The 20,176-nt window shown below is 41.6% G+C and carries 15 protein-coding genes and 1 pseudogene; 6 read left to right on the forward strand and 10 right to left on the reverse strand.

Annotated features, from left to right (window positions below; translation table 11 throughout):
* Positions 1–54 precede the first annotated feature (54 nt).
* The 3 genes and pseudogenes from mukB to mukF all read right to left on the reverse strand — a co-directional run.
* Positions 55–4,464: pseudogene (gene mukB / locus ACLS0A_RS08615) on the reverse strand (chromosome partition protein MukB); the annotation flags it as partial.
* A gap of 137 nt (positions 4,465–4,601) precedes the next feature.
* Positions 4,602–5,318: a chromosome partition protein MukE gene (gene mukE, locus ACLS0A_RS08620; protein WP_416083100.1), complete on the reverse strand. Its 717-nt coding sequence runs from the start codon at positions 5,316–5,318 to the stop codon at positions 4,602–4,604.
* A gap of 18 nt (positions 5,319–5,336) precedes the next feature.
* Positions 5,337–6,662, reverse strand: coding sequence for a chromosome partition protein MukF (gene mukF, locus ACLS0A_RS08625; RefSeq protein ID WP_416083101.1), 1,326 nt, complete (start codon positions 6,660–6,662; stop codon positions 5,337–5,339).
* Positions 6,663–6,829: 167 nt separating this feature from the next.
* Between mukF and ACLS0A_RS08630 the strand changes: the two genes are divergently transcribed.
* The 3 genes from ACLS0A_RS08630 (at position 6,830) to ttcA (ending at position 8,511) form a co-directional block, all read left to right on the forward strand.
* Positions 6,830–7,120 (forward strand): BrnT family toxin, encoded by a 291-nt coding sequence (locus ACLS0A_RS08630; protein WP_265753878.1) that lies wholly within the window; start codon positions 6,830–6,832, stop codon positions 7,118–7,120.
* Complete coding sequence (locus tag ACLS0A_RS08635) at positions 7,089–7,406, forward strand: BrnA antitoxin family protein (RefSeq protein WP_416083102.1); 318 nt, start codon at positions 7,089–7,091, stop codon at positions 7,404–7,406. The genes ACLS0A_RS08630 and ACLS0A_RS08635 overlap by 32 nt, the downstream gene beginning before the upstream one ends.
* A gap of 154 nt (positions 7,407–7,560) precedes the next feature.
* A complete protein-coding gene (gene ttcA / locus ACLS0A_RS08640) occupies positions 7,561–8,511 on the forward strand; it encodes a tRNA 2-thiocytidine(32) synthetase TtcA (RefSeq protein WP_416083103.1) in 951 nt (316 codons plus the stop codon).
* 99 nt (positions 8,512–8,610) lie between these two features.
* Here the strand turns inward: ttcA and ACLS0A_RS08645 are convergent, their stop codons facing one another.
* The 5 genes from ACLS0A_RS08645 to ACLS0A_RS08665 all read right to left on the reverse strand — a co-directional run bounded on the left by ACLS0A_RS08645 (position 8,611) and on the right by ACLS0A_RS08665 (position 13,687).
* Positions 8,611–9,114 carry a C40 family peptidase gene (locus ACLS0A_RS08645; protein WP_416083104.1) on the reverse strand — a complete coding sequence of 168 codons (504 nt, stop codon included), beginning with the start codon at positions 9,112–9,114 and terminating at the stop codon, positions 8,611–8,613.
* 69 nt (positions 9,115–9,183) lie between these two features.
* Positions 9,184–9,480 carry an integration host factor subunit alpha gene (locus tag ACLS0A_RS08650; protein WP_416083105.1) on the reverse strand — a complete coding sequence of 99 codons (297 nt, stop codon included), beginning with the start codon at positions 9,478–9,480 and terminating at the stop codon, positions 9,184–9,186.
* 4 nt (positions 9,481–9,484) lie between these two features.
* Entirely contained in the window at positions 9,485–11,872 is a 2,388-nt protein-coding gene (gene pheT, locus ACLS0A_RS08655; RefSeq protein WP_416083106.1) for a phenylalanine--tRNA ligase subunit beta, read from the reverse strand.
* A 42-nt stretch (positions 11,873–11,914) separates the two neighbouring features.
* Entirely contained in the window at positions 11,915–12,904 is a 990-nt protein-coding gene (gene pheS / locus ACLS0A_RS08660; protein ID WP_416083107.1) for a phenylalanine--tRNA ligase subunit alpha, read from the reverse strand.
* A gap of 84 nt (positions 12,905–12,988) precedes the next feature.
* Positions 12,989–13,687, reverse strand: a complete 699-nt coding sequence (locus ACLS0A_RS08665) for a TIGR01621 family pseudouridine synthase (RefSeq protein ID WP_416083108.1) — start codon at positions 13,685–13,687, stop codon at positions 12,989–12,991.
* A 34-nt stretch (positions 13,688–13,721) separates the two neighbouring features.
* Here ACLS0A_RS08665 and cls point away from each other — a divergent pair, with 34 nt between their 5' ends.
* A complete protein-coding gene (cls, locus tag ACLS0A_RS08670; RefSeq protein ID WP_416083109.1) occupies positions 13,722–15,185 on the forward strand; it encodes a cardiolipin synthase in 1,464 nt (487 codons plus the stop codon).
* Positions 15,186–15,230: 45 nt separating this feature from the next.
* Entirely contained in the window at positions 15,231–15,872 is a 642-nt protein-coding gene (locus tag ACLS0A_RS08675) for a histidine phosphatase family protein (RefSeq protein ID WP_416083110.1), read from the forward strand.
* 121 nt (positions 15,873–15,993) lie between these two features.
* On the opposite strand, the gene bioD is transcribed toward ACLS0A_RS08675, so the two are convergent.
* Together bioD and ACLS0A_RS08685 are read right to left on the reverse strand one after the other, a co-directional pair.
* The gene (gene bioD / locus ACLS0A_RS08680; RefSeq protein WP_416083112.1) at positions 15,994–16,716 is read right to left on the reverse strand and encodes a dethiobiotin synthase; all 723 of its coding nucleotides are present in this window, start codon (positions 16,714–16,716) and stop codon (positions 15,994–15,996) included.
* 64 nt (positions 16,717–16,780) lie between these two features.
* Positions 16,781–18,004, reverse strand: coding sequence for an ROK family protein (locus ACLS0A_RS08685; protein WP_126372494.1), 1,224 nt, complete (start codon positions 18,002–18,004; stop codon positions 16,781–16,783).
* 206 nt (positions 18,005–18,210) lie between these two features.
* Between ACLS0A_RS08685 and asnS the strand changes: the two genes are divergently transcribed.
* Positions 18,211–19,614: an asparagine--tRNA ligase gene (gene asnS, locus ACLS0A_RS08690; RefSeq protein ID WP_416083111.1), complete on the forward strand. Its 1,404-nt coding sequence runs from the start codon at positions 18,211–18,213 to the stop codon at positions 19,612–19,614.
* The last annotated feature ends 562 nt before the right edge of the window (positions 19,615–20,176 follow it).

The following is a 20,176-nucleotide window of genomic DNA, read 5'->3' on the forward strand; positions in this document are numbered from 1 at the left end:
AAGTGCGGTGAAAAATTTTGTATTTTTGCACCGCACTTTTGTTTATTGCCTATTCTATTCCGTTGCGCCAAAACCGCGTAAGGCGGACACTTGAACCATTTCTTGGTTACCAAAAATCTTACGCACCAGTTTATAGGTTGTCCCTTTCTCTGGGCTAATGTTTTCAGGCGCGGCAATTAATAATTGCATATCCAAGCGAGAGCAAAGCTCAAACAAGGTTGAAATGGATTTCGCATCTAAACGCGCCGCTTCATCAAGGAATAATAAGCGACAAGGCACAATGTCTTTACCACGAATACGACGGCTTTCTTCTTCCCAGCTTTGCACTACCATTAACAAGATCGACATACCAGTACCGATGGCTTCACCTGTTGATAATGCGCCACTTTCCGCACGCAACCAGCCGTCTGCGCCACGATAGACTTCTACTTCCAAATCAAGGTAATTGCGGTAATCCAACAATTCTTCACCAATGGTTTGTGCCGTACGCTGCCCCATATCAATATGCGGATTTAAGCGCTGATACAATTTCGCAATGGCTTCGGAGAAGGTAATACGGTTATCTGAGAATAAATCTTGATAATCATCTTGGCGATCGGAAAGCGCGTCTAGCAACATTGCGTGAGTATCACGAATATTCACCACTAAACGCACCGATTTCACCTGACCAAAGGCAATATTTTGTAGCCCTTGGTTAAGCATACGAATACGATTTTGCTCACGCTGAATAGTCTTACGCATAATGTTCGCCACACTTTCGGAGCTAATCGCCAATTTTTTCTCGCGGTTGGTTAATTCTGCAGTCAGGCGAGATAATTCGATTTCCATTTGTTCAATCGCATCAATTGGATCGTCCGTTTTGATGATGTCTTGACGAATACGCTCACGCAAATGCTGATAAACCGCAATAAAGAACCGCACTTTGTTTTCTGGTTTACGATTATCTTCTGATGAACGCAGAGCATCGCGCAGGTATTCATTGTCAGCCACGGCAGTACGCAACGCCCCAAGAGCTTTATCCGACATTGAACGCAATTCATCAGCAGAAAGATAAGCGAGTTCGCGGCGGTTTAAGCGTTTTTCTACATCACTATTGCGTGATAAACGCAACACCACACACCAGCTGGCTTTCATCGCAACCACCAATTCGCGCTGTGTTTTGTAATCACGTTCAGCTTTACGAATTCGGCGGTTAAGATTTTCGCTTTCGCTTTCAATTAGGGTTAATTGTTTTTCTAAATAACGGCGGCGATTACGCACGGTAGCAAGTTGCTGTGATAATTCATCACGGCGTGTTTGAGCGCGTTGCTCTGCCCCGTCATCTGCGCGCACACCAAGCTGACTGATTTCTTCAAGTAGCTCATTGAGCACTTTATTTTTTTCTTCATAAGAACTGCGCAGCTCAATATAAACTTGATTATATTGGGCAAAACGCACTTGTTTTTGGCGAACTTGCTCGCGTTGTTGTTCGCGCTGTTGTTGCACTTGCTCTAAACGGTTGCGCAGCTGTTCATTTAATTCAGAGGTTTCCGATTGCACGCTTTCTTTGTAATCAAAATGTGCTTTACGCTGTGCCACGTCTGCCAAGGCAAACACACGCAACTGTACTTGTTTTTGCTGATTAACCGCTTGTTCGTATTCCGCTTTTAAGCGTTCGTAATTTTCAGGATCGCTTTGTAATGTGTTGGCAATTGGCTCAAGCTGTGACAATGTCACGCCATATTGACGGATAAAATGTTCATCTTGCTCGGCTAAATCAAGCTGTTCGCGACATTCTTCAATGCGATCTAATAAACTTTCATCATCAACTACAGAAAGCTGCGGAATCAGTTTATTTAATAACTGTAATTTTTCCTTAGCACTGTCTAATTTAAGACGAATTTGTTGTTCTGTGGTGCTAAACTGCCCTAATTCACGCTCAATTTCCCCTTGTTCACGGCGAATTTCTGCCATTAATTCTTCAGGGTTTGGCTGGAATGCAAGGGCCAAGTGTAAACCAACAAATTGGCTGAAATGTTCGTGTAAACGTTGGCATTTTTGCACATCAAAGGCACATTCTGCATATTGTTCCGACACCTCATCACGTTCAATTTGCAAGGCTTCTAAATGTTTTTCCCGTGCGGCGCGGCCAAATAATGGAATTTCAGGGAATTTTGAATAACGTAATTCACGGTTCGACACCTGAACCACGACCCCTAACTCAAGCTCTTGGGCTGACAATACGCTGTCATCAAAAGAACTTGGATCCCCTTCGATAAGGTATAAATCATCAGGGCAATCTTCAAGCTGGGCTAATTGTGCTTTCACCGCGTCTAAATCGCGTACCACAATCGCGTGGCGAGCTGGGCCATATAGCGCAGAGAAATAAGGGGCATCTTCAATCGGCACGTCATCATAAAGTTCAGAAAGCAACACTCCTCCAAAGCGTTCTGCTAACACATTTAGGCGCGGATCTTCAGAACCATCTGGCTGACTTAAACGGGAAATTTGCTCATCAAGTTGCTGACGTTTTTGCTCTAACTGATCGCGTTTAATGGTTAATTCACGCTCTTTCACCAACAGCGATTGCATAAAATTCATCACATCTTGGCTGTCGCTAAACTGGCTATGACTTTGTTCTTGCAAGCGCTCAAGTGCAGACTGGGCCGTGAGCCACGCTGGCGCTTTATTGGCATTTTCATTGTAACGCGCGTTCAACTGTTCACGTTTTTGACGCAAGGTTGAGCGCTGTTCCACCTGCTCTGCCAATTCTTCATTTAGCTCATCAACAAGGCTTTCTTGCTCGGCGTAATACTCTTCAATTTCATCGGCGGTTTCGAGTTCTAATTCTGCACGCTGATTAAATTCTTTCAATAAACGCACCGCACTTTGTTGTTGCTGATAACGCTGTTCTAATTCATGTAATTTGGCACGAAGTTGTGGCGTTTGTTGCGCTTGCACTTTTTGGCTTGGATATTCACGCAACAAGGCTTTTGCACTTTCCCACGCTGCCGAACGCGGCATTTCCCCAGCAATTTGGCAAACGAGTTGATAGGCTTTATCAAACTGCGATTTCGCCATTTCAGAAATCGACATTTTTTGCTCTAAATCCAGCACTTTATTGGTGAGATCTTCAGCCTGCGCGGCAAATTCAACGTAATAATCTTCCACATTTTTGGTGGACAGATCTGCCAATCCACAAAGGGTTTTGGCTTTTTCAAGCGCTTGAATAGCTTGTTGATATTGCAACGCACGGGTTTGTTGCGCATCAAGGGCTTGTTGATAATCGGCCAATTGACTACGCAGTTGATCCACTTCTTGCTCATACTGTTCTAACTGCGCTTGGCTTTCTTCGTGCTGTTCAGAGGTTTCTTCTACGGCAAATTTTTGCTCTTCTAATTTTTCCCGTAAACTTTCTACATCATCTTGATAACGTGAGATTTTTTCTTGATGGCGCAAGGCATTCAGTACTAAATTCAGATGATCAACGGCGCTTTGATGATCCACTTCAAGGGTTTGTTCGCTTTCGTTAAGTTCCGCCAATTCACGGCTAAAATCCACCAAACGATGTTGCGATAAATCGCGTTCCGATTTGGCTAAATACCATTCTTTACGGTGCGCTAAAGCATTTTCCACATTGCCGCGGCGTTCGTTGGCATTACGCATATAATCTGACGCCACATAATTGGTGGTTTCAGTAATTAAATGCTTGAATAAATCACGATCTGATTGAGTGACTTTAATCGCCTCAAGGGTCATACGGTTTTCGCGCAAAGCACTTTCCATATCTTGGAAAGCCTTACGCACCCCTAAGTTTTCTGGCAATAAATAATCACGCAAAGAACGAGTAATAGCGCTGGAAATCCCACCGTAAAGTGAGGCTTCGATTAATTTATAGAATTTGCTGCGATCAGAAGACGAACGCAGACGCTTAGGAATAATGCCTAAATCAAACATCATTCCGTGATAATCGGTGATTGAGTGATATTGCTTAAATTGCGCACCAAGTGTTTCGATTTTTTCTTTTAATTCGTTTAAGGCCAACACTCGGGCTTGACGCTCGCTTACCACTTCGGTTAGGACGCTAATTGGCGCTAAAGATAAGGGGAGGCCTTGAATAGAAAAGGTTTTAATATCCACTTTTTTATCGCGCCCTGCCACTTGTTGCAGACGTGCGCCCACTAAAACACGTTGATGACGAGAATTCACCGCATCTAACACCGCATAACAAACCCCTGGTTTGAGTTTGCCGTGCAAACCTTTATCTCGTGAACCTGTGGTTGCCCCTGCCTCAGTGGTGTTACGGAAATGCAATAGGGTTAAATCAGGAATTAAGGCGGTAACAAAGCCGGCCATTGTGGTGGATTTCCCGGCTCCATTTCCCCCTGATAAGGTGGTGACTAATTCATCTAAATCAAAAGTGCGGGCAAAAAAACCGTTCCAGTTGATCAGTGTGAGGGAGCGGAATTTTCCTCGTTCTACATTTTGCCCAACAGGCGCGGCGGTATCTTGCTGTTGCACCGATACGGTTTCCATAATATCTAATTCTTCGGTTTGATGATTTTCCATTTCTTTGCTTTCAAGGGTTAAATTATCGCTTTCTAATTCAAATTCTTTGGTCATTATTCTTCCCCTTCTTCATCAAATTCTTCAATTTCTTCGCTATTTTGCCCCGCACTTTTCTCATCTTGTAAAGATTGTGGTGTTGCGGCTTCCCCATCACGGATTAAGCGTAATTGCGCTTCCATTGGATCATCGCCAGCACGCACTTCAGCACCAAAACGGAATACTGCTTCTGAAATCACAAATTTTCCACTATGTTGATCGCCGACTGTTGAAATCATTCCTAAACGGCGTAAACGATTTAACGCAGCGCGGACTTTTTCTGCCAGTTTTTGTTTATCTAAATCTGAACCTGAAGAACGCTGATTCACCACTTTTAACAACTTGCTTTCATCAGCCAAATTGAGCAATTCATCATACACTTCTTGTGTGCTGAAAATGCCTTGTTGAGCAAGGCACTCTGGGCTTAAATACAAATAACACAGCACTTTCCCGACCAACATTTCTAATTCAGAAAGCACTGAACGTGCAATCAGCGTGGTGGCTTTGGGACGCAAATAGAAAAAGCCTTCTGGCGCACGAATTAATTCCACATTGTAACGGCGATAAAACTGATCTAGCTCGTTTTGGAAATCCATCAAAAAGGCGTGATTATCCAATTGCTCTAAACTAATGTGTCGCCCCGCGCGTAATTGGCTATCCACCGCAGGAAAAAGGGGATTTGCAATAGCTTGCGCTTGTTTTACGGAAAGTATCTCTTGTAGCTGCTCTGTCATAGTTTGGTTCTCTAAAAATTAGTTATATTCATCAATGATATTGGCTTGTACTTCAGCGCCCTGCTCGTTAATTTTTTGCCATTGCGGATAAGCACCGGTTAAATCACCACCTGCCATACCTAAGTGCATTGCCTGATCGACAATAATTCGTGCCACATCAAAATGGCGTGAAACTGGGTAATTTTCCAACTGCTCTTTCAGTACTAAACTCAAATCAATCGGACGGTTATGCTCACGGTAGGCAATTAACAGGCTTTGCATATGTTCTACAATTTGATCGTGTAAATCTGCCAAACTTTCGTATTGTAATTCTTCTGGCAGTTCCCCTAGCGCATCTTCTTCACGCAGCACCAGTTCTTCATCACGCAAATCCACTAAGCGCTCAGCCTGTGCTGTCCATAAGTACCAAGGGTTTTCAAAATATTGTTGAATAGACTGACGTAAACGCTGTGAAAAGACGCGATTTTTGTCCATATCAATCGCGGTACGGATAAATTTATGCACGTGGCGGTCATAGCCAATCCATAAGTCAATAGACTGTTGTCCCCAGCTGATAATGCGGTCTAATTTTGCTTGCAAATCAATGATAAGCTGATCGATAAAATAAAGATTTTCCTGACCGATCACACAATCTTGAATACGCAATAATTGCGCTTGCAGTTTATCCCCTGCGGAATTGAGTGTATCTTGCAATTCACGCAGATTGCTTGAGGTTTCATCTAACAAACGTTCACAGCTTGAAATAGCGGCTTGCCAATCTTTGGTTAATAGCTCGGCGATTTCATCTTTAATACTTTGCTGATTTTCGTCCATCACCCGTTGGGAAAAATCAATGCTATCGAAAATCTCCGCCACAGAATATTTTAATGGCGCAAACACATTACGCCGCCAATGATGCTCATCGCCCCCTTCTTCCGCCGCTTCAGAAGCGCGTTGAATTTCATCTGCCACAATTGAAAGCTGAACAGAAAGGCGTAAGGCAGAAAATTCACGTTGGCGAATATAATAATCTGATACCCCAACGCCCAACGGCGTTAAACGATAAATCGCCAAGCCCTCGGTAAATTCACTACTAAAACGATTGAGAAAGCGTTGTTTCACCAATTCATTAATTGCATTATTGGCGCGGGTGGCAATATTATCGGGAGACTGCTCAAAGGCAGATGCCGTATGGCGGAAAATATCCACTAAATCCGTTTCCAGCATTTCACCGTCTAAGCGCTCATTGTTATAAATGGCAATGGCCAATAAAAACGCCAAACGATCGGTAGGCAAATTCAGCGAAAACTCTCGCTCTCTCGCCCAAGAAACCAATTCAGGGATTGTTTGTGATGTTTCAAGCATTGTGTATTCTCACAAGCAAATAAAAATTAGACAAAAATTGTAGTTGATTATACAGGAATTTTTACGGATCTTGTAGATCGTTTTTTTACCAAAAATGTTTACAAAAACTTGTTATTTAGCAAAATGTATTTACAATAAAGAAACGGTTATTTGATTTAACATTCAAAATGGAAATTGAATTTGATCAAAAGAAAAATCAGCGCAATATTGAAGAACGTCAACTCTCTTTTGAAATGGCACGCTATTTTCATTGGGATAGCGCAATGATTATCGCTGATGATAGAAAAGATTATCCTGAACCGCGTTTTTTAGCCGCTGGTTATGTGGGGACAACAGCGCGATTACACATTCTCGTATTTACACCAACAAAAACAGGAATTCGAGTTATTAGCTTCCGTAAAGCAAATGCAAGGGAGATCAAAAAATATGAAAATAGAGAAAAACACACCACTGATTAATTCTGAAGGCGAAGCCCGGGAATTACAGCAAAGCGATTTTACACAAATGAAATCATTACAAGAAACAATGACTGATGATTTTGTCAATATGGTGCTTGCACATCAAGCAGAAATGGAAAAGCAAGGACATATAAAACCGAAAGTAAGGGGCAAACAAAAAACGCCAACCAAACAAATTATCACTATTCGCTTATCACCTGAAGTGATTGAGGCCTTTAAAGCCACAGGGAAAGGTTGGCAATCGCGTATTAATGAAGTGCTTCTCCAGCATATTCATTCCGTATAATCAGCAATGACCGCATAATAAAGTGCGGTCAAAAATTTTCATCTTTTTAGCTACCTAAAAAGACCTAATCCTGCACATTCCTATTGGAAAAAATCCCATTACCCCTTACTATACGCAAGTTTTTTTAAATTGATATAACCGAATAATAAACCCAATGAGCGAAAATTTAACTTCTCAAAACGAAAAAACAAAGAAACAAATCTATAATTTCAATAAGTTACAAAAACGCCTACGCCGTAATGTGGGCGCAGCCATTGCCGATTTTAATATGATTGAAGATGGCGATAAGGTGATGGTGTGTTTATCTGGTGGTAAAGACAGCTACACGTTGCTGGATATTTTGCTTAATTTACGCCTTAACGCACCGATTCATTTTGACATTGTGGCGGTAAATTTAGATCAAAAACAACCAGGTTTTCCTGAACACGTCTTGCCTGAATATTTAGAAAGCATTGCCGTGGATTACAAAATCGTGGAAGAAAATACCTACGGCATTGTGAAAGAAAAAATTCCTGAAGGCAAAACCACTTGTTCCCTTTGTTCTCGTTTAAGACGTGGGATTTTATACCGCACAGCCACAGAACTTGGCGCAACCAAAATCGCACTTGGGCATCACCGTGATGATATGTTAGAAACCTTGTTTTTAAATATGTTCTACGGCGGCAAACTCAAATCAATGCCACCAAAACTAATCAGTGATGACGGCAAGCAAATTGTGATTCGTCCGCTGGCTTATTGCAAAGAAAAGGACATTGAAAAATATTCCATCGCCAAACAATTCCCGATTATTCCTTGTAATCTATGTGGTTCGCAACCTAACTTACAACGCCAAGTGGTAAAAGAAATGTTGCAAACTTGGGATCGCCAATATCCGGGGCGCATCGAAACAATGTTCAGCGCAATGCAAAATATTGTGCCTTCGCACCTATGCGATAAAAATTTGTTTAATTTCAAAGATATTCAACGTGGACAAAACCTAGACGGCGTGGAAGGGGATATTGCTTTTGATAAGCAGGAGCTACCTACTACCCCATTATTCCAAGATGAAGATGAGCAAACGGATTTCAGCCAAAATGAAATGATTTCGTTTAAGGAAGTGAGTTAAACAAAGGCTGAATAAGAAAATGGCAAAAATAAAGAGCGGTGAAAAAATCAAAAATTTTCCACCGCACTTTTTATTTCTGTATTTTCTATAAACTCGGTTTTACATTCTACGCGCTTGCCAATAAGTGCGAGTCCAGTAAGGGCTATTGAGTGAAGAATAAATCACGCCGCCTTTAGTTGAAGCGTGTAGGAATTGGCCGTCTTTCACATAAATACCAACGTGGTAGCCATTTGGCCCGCGCCCTGTTTTAAAGAAAACTAAATCACCCGTTTGAATGTCTTCTTTGGCTACTTTCGTGCCATATTTGGCTTGATCTTTTGTGGTGCGTGGAAGTTGAATATTAAAACGATCAAGAAACGTTTTTTGGACAAACCCAGAGCAATCAATACCACGGCGACTTTGCCCGCCTAAACGATAAGGCGTGCCAGCCCATTCTCGTTGATGTTCACTCAATAAGGTGATCGTCATAATCTGATCACCAAGTTGTCCTTGATAAGAAATTTTTTGATCTGAACCTGAATTTTTTACTGAATGGGGAGAGCCTGAGCAAGCCGCTAATACAGTAAGACCAAGGGAAACCAAAATAAATTTAGCTAAACGCATTTTTTACCTACAAAAATAAATAAAAGGAAAGCTATCCTAAAACAGGATAGCTTTCTCATCACATAAACTTTAAGCCTTTGGCTTAGATTTTTCTACACGAGAGCGTAATTTTTGACCGGGCTTGAATACCACCACTCGGCGCGCGGAAACAGATACGCTTTCCCCAGTTTTAGGGTTACGTCCTGGGCGTGAGGCTTTATCGCGTAATTCAAAATTACCAAATCCAGATAATTTCACATCTTGCCCACTTTCCAATGCCACGCGAATTTCCTCAAAAAAACTTTCCACCAATAATTTGGCATCACGTTTATTTAGATTATGCTTTTCAATTAAGCTGTCTGCTAGTTCAACTTTGGTCAATGTCATAATTTTAATCTCTCAAATAGGCATCAAAGCGTTGTTTTAATGCGTCTAATACCGCTGAAATCACCGCATTAATCTCTTTCTCTTCAAGGGTTTTATCAGTGTCTTGAATGGTTAAGCTAATGGCTAAACTTTTCTTACCTTCTGGTAAATTCGCCCCTTGGTAAACATCAAATAAACTTACGTTTACAAGCTGTTTCCCACCCGCTTGACGACACACTTCTAACACATCGCCCGCTGGTGTTGCGCTATCCACTACAACCGCCAAATCACGTTTATTTGCAGGGAAACGAGAAATTTCTTTGGCATTTGGAACAGGTCTTTCTGCAATAGCAGCCCATTCAATTTCAAATACGATAGGTTTACCAGATAAACCAAGCTGTTGCACCACTTTGGGATGCACCGTGCCAATATAACCGATTTCTTTGTCGTCTAACATAATGGCAGCAGATTGCCCTGGGTGTAACGCTGGATATGATTTTGCTACAAAACGCAAACGATTTCCAGCCTTTGTTAGTGATAAAATGCGTTCTAAATCCCCTTTTAGATCAAAGAAATCCACATTTTCGCCTTTTTGTTCCCAATGAACAGGGCGTTTATCTCCCACAATGGCTGCACCCAGTACATATTCTTGACGAACGCCGCTTTCTGCTTGGCTATCAGGAATAAAGCGTAATCCGCCTTCAAAAATGCGTACACGGCTTTGTTGGCGATTTTGGTTGTAAGCAATGGTTGTAAGCAAGCCCGGTAATAAAGACACGCGCATTGCCGACATTTCACGCGAAATTGGGTTTGGCAGAATTAATGCTTCTTGCTCTGGGTATAATAATTGCTGAACTTCTGGATCAACAAAGCTATAAGACACAATTTCTTGATAATCGCTATCGACAAATGCGGTACGCACACGCACCAATTCTAATAAACTTTCAGGCATTGGTTTCATTTGTAAATGCGCTAATGGGGCATTATTTGGAATGTTGTTGTAACCATAAATGCGTGCTACTTCTTCGATTAAGTCTTCTTCAATTTCAATATCAAAACGCCAACTTGGTGAAATGGCTGTCCATAAACCGTCTTGGTAGCTCACTTGTAAGCCTAAGCGTTGCAAAATGTCTGTAACGGTTTCCGTTGGGATATGATGACCTAATAAGTGATCCAATTTCTCACGGCGTAATTGCACTTGTTTCACTTTTGGTAAATCAGCTTCGCTGACCGCTTCGCAAATTTCACCGGCTTCCCCACCGCAAATTTCTAACAATAATGCGGTTGCGCGTTCCATTGCTTTGTGTTGAAGATTGAAATCTACACCACGTTCAAAACGGTGTGAAGAATCGGTATGCAAGCCATATTGTCTAGCGCGTCCTGTAATGGCTAATGGCGCAAAGAATGCAGCTTCAAGAATCACATCTTTGGTTTCGGCATTCACACCACTGGCTTCGCCACCAAAAATACCCGCCATCGCTAATGGGCCATTTTGATCGGCAATCACTAAAGTGTTTGGTTGAAGTTTGGCGGTTGTGCCATCTAATAGCACCAATTCTTCGCCTTCTTTTGCCATACGCACTTGCACAGGCTGCGCCACTTTGGCGGCATCAAAAGCGTGCATTGGCTGACCGAGTTCAAGCAAAATATAGTTAGTAATATCCACTACAGGATCGATAGAGCGAATACCGCAACGACGTAATTTTTCTTTTAGCCAAATCGGGGTTTCCGCTTTTACGTTCACATTTTTAACCACACGCAATAAATAACGAGGGCAAGCTTCAGGGGCTAATACCTCAATTTGTGCTTTATCTGCAATGGTTGCTGCAACAGACTTAATTTCAGGGGCATTAACGGCTTGCTGATTAACCACACCCACTTCACGGGCAATTCCTGCAATGCTTAAACAGTCCGCACGGTTTGGCGTTAAGCTAATTTCTACAGTGTTATCGTTTAATTGCAAATACTCACGCAAATCCGTACCAATTGGCGCATCTGCGGGTAATTCGATGATGCCGTTGTGATCGTCTGAAATGCCTAATTCGCTGAATGAGCATAACATTCCTTCAGAAGGCTGACCGCGTAATTTGGTTTTCTTAATTTTAAAGTTACCCGGTAACACTGCACCATCAACCGCACAAGCCACTTTTAAGCCTTGACGGCAGTTCGGCGCACCGCATACAATGTCTAAGAGACGATCACCGCCCACATTAACTTTGGTTACGCGTAATTTATCCGCATCAGGGTGTTGGGCACATTCCACCACTTCACCCACCACAACGCCTGAAAATGCCCCAGCCACAGGCTCAACGCCATCAACTTCCAAGCCGAGCATAGTAATTTGATCACATAATTGTTCAGTGCTAATGGCAGGATTTACCCATTCACGCACCCATAATTCACTAAATTTCATATTCTTTCTCTATCGTAAATTTTATTCGGTCAATCGGATTAATTATTTAAATTGTTTTAAGAAACGCAGATCGTTTTCAAAGAATGAACGTAAATCTGTTACATTGTAACGAAGCATTGTTAAACGCTCTACGCCCATTCCCACCGCAAAGCCAGAATATTCTTCTGGATCGATACCCACATTGCGTAGTACATTTGGGTGAACCATTCCACAGCCTAACACTTCTAACCATTTTCCATTTTTGCCCATAACGTCCACTTCCGCTGAAGGTTCGGTGAATGGGAAATAGGAAGGACGGAAACGCACTTGTAAATCTTCTTCAAAAAAGGCACGCAAGAAATCGTGTAACAGACCTTTTAATTCGGTGAAATTGGCGTGCTTATCCACATAAAGTAATTCAATTTGGTGGAACATTGGGGTGTGGGTTTGGTCGTAATCATTACGATAAACACGCCCAGGGGCGATAATACGGATAGGTGGTTTGGCTTTTTCCATTGTACGAATTTGCACCCCAGAGGTTTGGGTACGCAGTAAACGCTCGGCATCGAACCAGAAGGTATCGTGATCGGCTCGTGCGGGGTGATGAGCGGGGATATTTAACGCATCAAAATTGTAATAATCCGTTTCAATTTCAGGCCCCACTTCCACCGTAAAACCTAAATTAGAGAAAAAGCTCACCACACGCCCAATGGTTACAGAAACAGGGTGCAAGCCACCAAGTTCCGTTTTACGCCCTGGCAAGCTCACGTCAATACTTTCTTTGGCAAGCTGAGCATCTAAGGCTTCTTGCTCCCATTCCGCTTTTTTGCTGTTTAATAAGTCTAAAACTTTCTGTTTTGCCTCATTAATTTTCGCCCCCATTGCAGGACGCTCTTCGGCGGCAATATCACGCAACCCTTGCATTAATTGGGTAAAATGCCCTTTTTTACCAAAATATTCTACGCGAATCGCATCTAGGGTTTCGAGGCTTTTATCGTGCAATTTCTCAATCGCGTCTTTTGCCTGTTCTGTAATGTCTTTAAGGTGTTGCATACCTATCCTCTATGAGTAAATAAATCTGATAAGAATTGAAAAAATGCCTTAATAATAATACTAACGCCTTAAAAAATCACGTTTTTATTCTGGCTTTTCACAATTATTCTCCCTTTCCCATTGCTGAATTTTTTCTTGCACGGAAAGTGCGGTGAAAAATTTGCCTGTTTTTGGTAAGGTTTTCACATTAATCTGCTGGTCTTTGTAAGTGAATTTAAGCTGATAACAATGCAAATAAGTGCGGTCGGATTTTTGTTTATTTCCGCCATAAAGTTCATCACCTAAAATCGGGCTGCCTAGGCTTTTCATTGCCACGCGTAACTGGTGCGTCTTGCCTGTTTGCGGAAACAAAATAAAAAGGCGTAAATTTGGCTCACAGCTTAAGGAAGAAAAACGCGTGATGGCAGGGTTTTCCTTGCTTTGGCATAATTTCCAAGTGCCATTGCGAGATTTTTGCATATCCCCCACAATTCGCCCTTGCTTTTTCTTCGGCTTTTCGGTGGATAACGCCAGATAGGTTTTCTCAATGCGATGATCGGCAAATAGGCCTGACAAGGTTGCCGCAGCCTGCTTATTCAACGCTAAGATTAACAACCCAGAAGTTACTTTATCTAACCTATGTACCAGCCACACTTGGGGCAAATTTAATTGCTGCGCCACTAAGGTGGTTAGACCAAGCGCCTGATCATCTTTATGCACGGAAATGCCACAAGGCTTGTGAATAATGATAAAATCGGCGTGCTGAAAAACAATGTCGAACATTGGCGTTGTGATCTCTGGCATAATTAGATGTTTATAAAAGTGCGGTTAAAAATAAATGAATTTTACTTTTCAACAGATTATAGCATATCTCGTCCCTGTCCTGATTTGGATTTTGACCATTTCTATCACAATGCGATTAGTGATAAAAAAACAATCGGTTTCAGCCACCCTTTCTTGGTTGATGATTATTTATCTCGTGCCAGTGGTGGGCATTATCGCCTATTTAGTGTTTGGCGAAGTGAAATTAGGCACAAAACGAGCAAAAGCATTTCGTTTGCTTGCCCCCAAATTTAACCAGTGGTTTGGCGATTTTTCGCAATGTCCGCAATTAATTAATCATCACAACACCCTACTTTATCGCCCCATTTTTGACTTAGCCAAAAGTCGCTTAAATATCCCTTGTGTTCTGGGCAATGAGCTACATATTTTAGACACGCCAGAAAGTATTATTAAAAGCATTATTCAAGATATTCACCAAGCTCAACACAGCATTAATATGGTGTTTTATATTTGGTGGAATGGCGGCTTAGTGGAAGAGGTGCAGAACGCGCTAATTAGCGCACAACAGCGTGGTGTTACGGTGCGGATATTGGTGGATAGCGTGGGCAGCCGTCAATTTCTAAAAAGTAAAAATTACCGCCAAATGAAAGAAAGTGGCATTGAGATCACCGAAGCGCTACACGTTAATTTACTGCGTATGTTTTTTAGTCGTATTGATTTACGCCAGCACCGCAAAATTATTGTGATCGATAATCAAATTGCTTACACCGGCAGTATGAATATGGTTGATCCAAAATATTTCAAACAAAACAGCTACGTTGGCGAATGGGTGGATATTATGGTGCGTATTAATGGGCCTGTTTCTGCCGTGCTAAATGGGTTGTATGCGTGGGATTGGCAAATTGAAAGCGATAAAGAAATCCCCTTGCAGTTGCCAGATTGCCCCTTGCTACCTATTGATCAAAATAATTCGCACGCCGTGCAAATTCTTGCCACAGGGCCGGGCTTTCCTGATGATTTAATGGCGCAATCCCTTTCTATTGCGATTTTTTCCGCGCGCCAAAGCATCACCATTACCTCGCCCTATTTTGTGCCAAGCCATAGCATTGCTGAAGCCTTACGCATTGCGGCATTGCGTGGTATTGACGTTACGCTGATTCTTCCAAAGAAAAACGATTCTTTAATGGTAAGCTGGGCGAGCCGCACCTTTTTTGAAGATCTGCTTGCCGCTGGGGTGAAAATTTATCAATTTGAGCAAGGCTTATTACATACTAAAAGCGTGTTGATTGATAACCGCCTTGCCCTTGTTGGCACGGTAAATATGGATATGCGCAGTTTTATGTTGAATTTTGAAGTAACAATGGTGGTGGAAGACGTGGCATTCGCCAATGAAGTGACGTTGTTGCAAGAAAGTTATCGCCAGCACGCCTCACTTTTAGGCTATGAAGATTGGGTGAAACGCCCCGTGTATCAACGCGTGATTGAACGTTTATTTTTCTTATTCAGCCCGCTGTTATAAAGTGCGGTATGAATTTTACCTATTTTTACACTGATTGAGGAAGCAATGAAAAAACAACTTCGCTTTTATTTTGTTCGGCACGGACGCACGGAATGGAATGAAAAGGGCTTATTACAAGGTCAAGGGGATTCGCCATTAACGGCGGAAGGCATAGAAGGTGCGATCAAAACAGGTAAATACTTAGCTGATGTGCCTTTCGTTGCCGCCTATTCCAGCGTGTTAAAACGGGCAATGGATACCACGCAATACATTATTGGCGAGCGCAATATTCCTTTCTTTCAGCATAAAGGCTTAAACGAACATTTTTTTGGTAGCTGGGAGGGCGTGTTGGTGGATAGTATTCGTCAAAGCGAAGAATTTCAGCAAATGACCAAAGATCCTGCGAATTATCAAGCCAAAAGCAACGGCGGCGAAACCTTTGCTGAACTGGCTGAACGCGCAATGCAGGCAGTTTATGACATTACCAATGTGCATAACGAAGGCAATATTCTACTGGTTTCTCACGGACACACACTGCGTTTATTGCTGGCCTTATTTGATGGCTCAACCTGGCAAAATCACCGTGAAAATCCACGAGTAATCCGTTTGGATAACACGTCCATTAGCATTGTTCACTATGAGCAAGCGGAAAACGAAAATGTAGGGCGTTTTGTGTTAGAAACGGTGAATAGCACAGCGCATTTGTAGTGTTTTAAGCAGAAGCCATATTTAATGGCGAAAAAACAAAGTGCGGTGGAAAAATTTTGATTTTTTGCACCGCACTTTAATAATCATTCAGATTGAAACGAATGAATTTCGTTTACTTCATCTACTTCACCCATTCCGTTTGCAGATAAGTTAAACGCTCAATATTGGTAATATAATGCCCTAATTCTTGTTCCTCAGGGCGATGCACATAGGGGATTTGTCCGAGCAACGGTGCGTCAATTTTTTCACTCAGCATTTCAATAATTTCCGCATAATGGGCTAAGCCTGGGTTAATGCGATTGGCGATCCAACCCACTAAGGGCAAGCCCGATTGTTGAATGGATTGTGCGGTCAGCAATGCGTGATTAATACAACCTTCTTTAATGCCAACCACCAGCACTACAGGCATTTTGTGTGAGATGGCCCAGCTGGCAAAGCTGTATTCCTTATTCATCGGCGTTAGCCAACCAAATGCCCCCTCCACTAACACAGATTGATAACGCTGCGTCAGCGCGCTGAGATCGGCGTTAATTTTTTTTATATCAATGCGTTGCCCATCTTCACTTAACATAGGCAAACTGTGCGAAAAGCTATAACTATTCACATCTTGATAGGTTACATTTTCTTTTGTGGCATCGATTAAGGTTAGCACATCAGAATTATTTTCTAGCCCATAATCACTATCTACTGCGCTTTCGCAATAAGACCAATCTTCTTGACAACAGGCTATGGGCTTATAGCCGACAATCTGAATACCTTGATTTTGCAACGCTTGGATAATGGCACGGCTGGATACGGTTTTCCCTACATTCGTATCCGTGCCGGTAACAAAAAAGCAGCTCATCATTTTTTCCTTATGATCCAATTTGTGTTGAATTCTAAAGGAATTTCATCAGGAGAACATTGAGCTAACACAATTTTTCTTTATTTTTCAGTAGATCACCTAACAAACTGCCGTCATAAATCCCTTGTTTAATGGCGGCGGTTAATACTTCTGGGCTATTCCATTTATAACGGCTCGTTACCACTTCCACATCGCAATGATAAAGGGATAAGCGTTGATTTAAGCGGGCTAAGAAAATCTCTTTTGCTGCCAATAAACAGGTGTTTAACATCACTTTTTTAGAAGAAAACATATTCACTAAACACATTAAATGATAAGCCGTTAAATCAGCAATATGATGAATAATATCAACGGCTTTCCCATCATTTTTTTGTGCCTGTTCACATAAAAAGTGGATTTTTTCAATATTATCAATTTGTTGATTGTTGGGATACGCCAAATCAATCAATTTATAAATGGCTTTATGTGTTAGCTGATTGATGATTTGATTGCGTTCAATTTCAGGTAACTGATTATTAAGTTTATCCTGAATTGGGTTTAATCTTGGGGTGATGAGTTTATCAATATTCATTTTCGGCTGTTTGTTACATCGTAACACATCACCTTGCGATAGCACGCTTAAATTTATCCGCTCATCAAGTTGTAAAAATAAAACGTGATCACAACCAATCACGCTGCCCACAGAGCTTTCAGCAAACAGCCAAGTTTGGAAATAATCCGTAACCATTACTGGCATTTTGAAATAAGGGTGAAATAAGGCTTTCAAATCTAAGGTGAGCTGACGATTGCCAAGCTGATAAACATAGCGTTCTTCACTGTCTAATTCCCCTGTTACCGCAATGGAAAAAGTGATCACCTTATAAGGTTCAAGTTTTGTTTTTTCTAAAAACGCTTGCACATAGCCAACTAAAACCCGATCTAATTGGGCAAATTCTTCACGGCGTAAAGGAAAGGAATGTTCTGCCAACGGTGTGCCATCTAATTCACAAAGAAAAATATCAAAGCGATCTTCGCTCAATACCGCACATAAAGACTGCCAGAAAAAAGGCGATACACATAAACCAATAGCTGGACGACCACGGTTTTCTGTATTTCGCACGGCTTTTTCAATAATTAGCCGTTCGTTAATAAGCTGACGGGTTAAAGAAGTAATTGTCGCAGGGGCTAAGCGTGAGAGTTTTGAAAGGTCAATCCGCGAAATTTCTTCAAATTGCTCAATGAGTCGATACACTTTCCCTAGTTGCTGTAATTTTAAGACATACTTGTCTTGTTTTCTTTCCTTGATCATAACGCCTCATCGTTGATTAATTAGTCGATTAAATTTTTGAAATGAAATAATTGTTTTTTATATCAGGTTGCGATCTAAAAACAAGTTATTTACTTCAATTTTGTGGGCGACTTCACAAAAACAATCGCACAATTCATTTTGGCAAATGTCTTGACTTGCGGTAAACTAGGCACGTTTTTACGCTAATTTTTTTGATTGAGGTTTATATGATACAAATTGCCCCTATCGTAGATGTATTACAAGGCAAAATTCAAATCGGTGATCAAGTTACCGTGCGTGGCTGGGTGCGTACTCGCCGCGATTCTAAAGCAGGGCTTTCTTTCCTTGCGGTGTATGACGGCTCTTGCTTCGATCCTATCCAAGTGATCGTAAATAACGACATCGCAAATTATCAAGATGAAATCCTACGCTTAACCACAGGTTGCTCAGTGATCGTAACGGGTAAAGTGGTGGAATCCCCAGCTGAAGGGCAAGCGGTTGAATTACAAGCGGAAAATGTGGAAGTAACAGGTTGGGTGGAAGATCCTGATACCTACCCTATGGCCGCAAAACGCCACAGTATTGAATATTTGCGAGAAGTCGCACATTTACGCCCACGCACAAACATTATTGGAGCGGTGGCGCGTGTTCGTCATTGTTTAGCGCAAGCCATTCACCGTTTCTTCCACGAGCAAGGTTTCTACTGGGTGGCAACGCCACTTATCACCGCTTCTGATACCGAAGGGGCGGGCGAAATGTTCCGTGTTTCCACTCTTGATTTAGAAAATCTGCCACGCACAGAACAAGGTGCGGTGGATTTTTCGCAAGATTTTTTCGGTAAAGAAGCATTTTTAACCGTATCTGGTCAGTTAAACGGCGAAACTTACGCTTGTGCGTTAAGTAAAATCTACACCTTTGGCCCAACATTCCGTGCGGAAAATTCCAACACCACTCGCCACTTGGCAGAATTCTGGATGGTTGAGCCAGAAATGGCCTTTGCTGATTTAAACGATAACGCAAAACTTGCGGAAGATATGCTTAAATATGTGTTCCGTGCGGTATTAAATGAACGCAAAGATGACTTAAAATTCTTTGAAAAACACGTTGATAAGGACGTTATCAGCCGTTTAGAAAACTTCATTAATTCTGATTTTGCGCAAATTGACTACACAGATGCCATTGAAATCTTATTAAAATCAGGCAAAAAATTTGAATTTCCGGTGTCTTGGGGCATTGATTTGTCCTCAGAACACGAACGTTATTTAGCGGAAGAATATTTCAAATCCCCAGTAGTGGTAAAAAACTATCCAAAAGACATCAAAGCCTTCTATATGCGCTTAAATGACGACGGCAAAACCGTGGCGGCAATGGACGTATTAGCCCCGGGAATTGGTGAAATCATTGGTGGCTCACAACGTGAGGAACGCCTAGATGTGCTAGATAAACGTATGCTTGAAATGGGCTTAAACCCTGAAGATTACTGGTGGTATCGCGATCTCCGCCGTTACGGCACCGTGCCACATTCAGGCTTTGGTTTAGGTTTTGAGCGTTTAATCGTTTATGTAACTGGCGTGCAAAATATCCGCGACGTGATCCCATTCCCACGCGCACCAAGAAATGCGAATTTCTAGGTTTTAGATTAAGATAAAAGCAAAGAGCGGTGAAAAATGTGGTATTATGCAGCCGTTGCACGAAACTCTAAAATTGACTAGCTCTACATAAAATGCCCTTATTTCGATAAGGGCATCATTTTTTGTTGTATATTTCATACTTTCAAGCTCATTTTTCCATTATCTACTTTTCCGTTTTCTTCTAAATAAACTTTTTCTCAAACGTTTCGTTAGTAAATTGCATTGCAAAGATAGCGACTACAGCTTGGTTATCAGCGATTTCATGCGCACTATAAAATATTATTAGAGTACGAAATAAGGTACTGACAACTTTTGCTAACCACTCTAGTTTACAAAAGAACAATAAGTAAGCATCATCTTTGACATTCAAATACATCTGAATCAGTTTACACATAAAGGTTTTGAAGGTTTCATAACTCTTTTTTAAATCCATGTTAAGTGGCACATATAGATAGATTTAGATATTGAAAAAACAACAGGATTATTCAAAGAATTGAAATAAAAACTTGCTGTGCATAATGGCTTAACAAAAGTACATAAGATTGTGTTTATAAAAACTTTT

The organism is Avibacterium volantium (assembly GCF_049366555.1).
In the GTDB taxonomy this organism is placed as follows: domain Bacteria; phylum Pseudomonadota; class Gammaproteobacteria; order Enterobacterales; family Pasteurellaceae; genus Avibacterium; species Avibacterium volantium_A.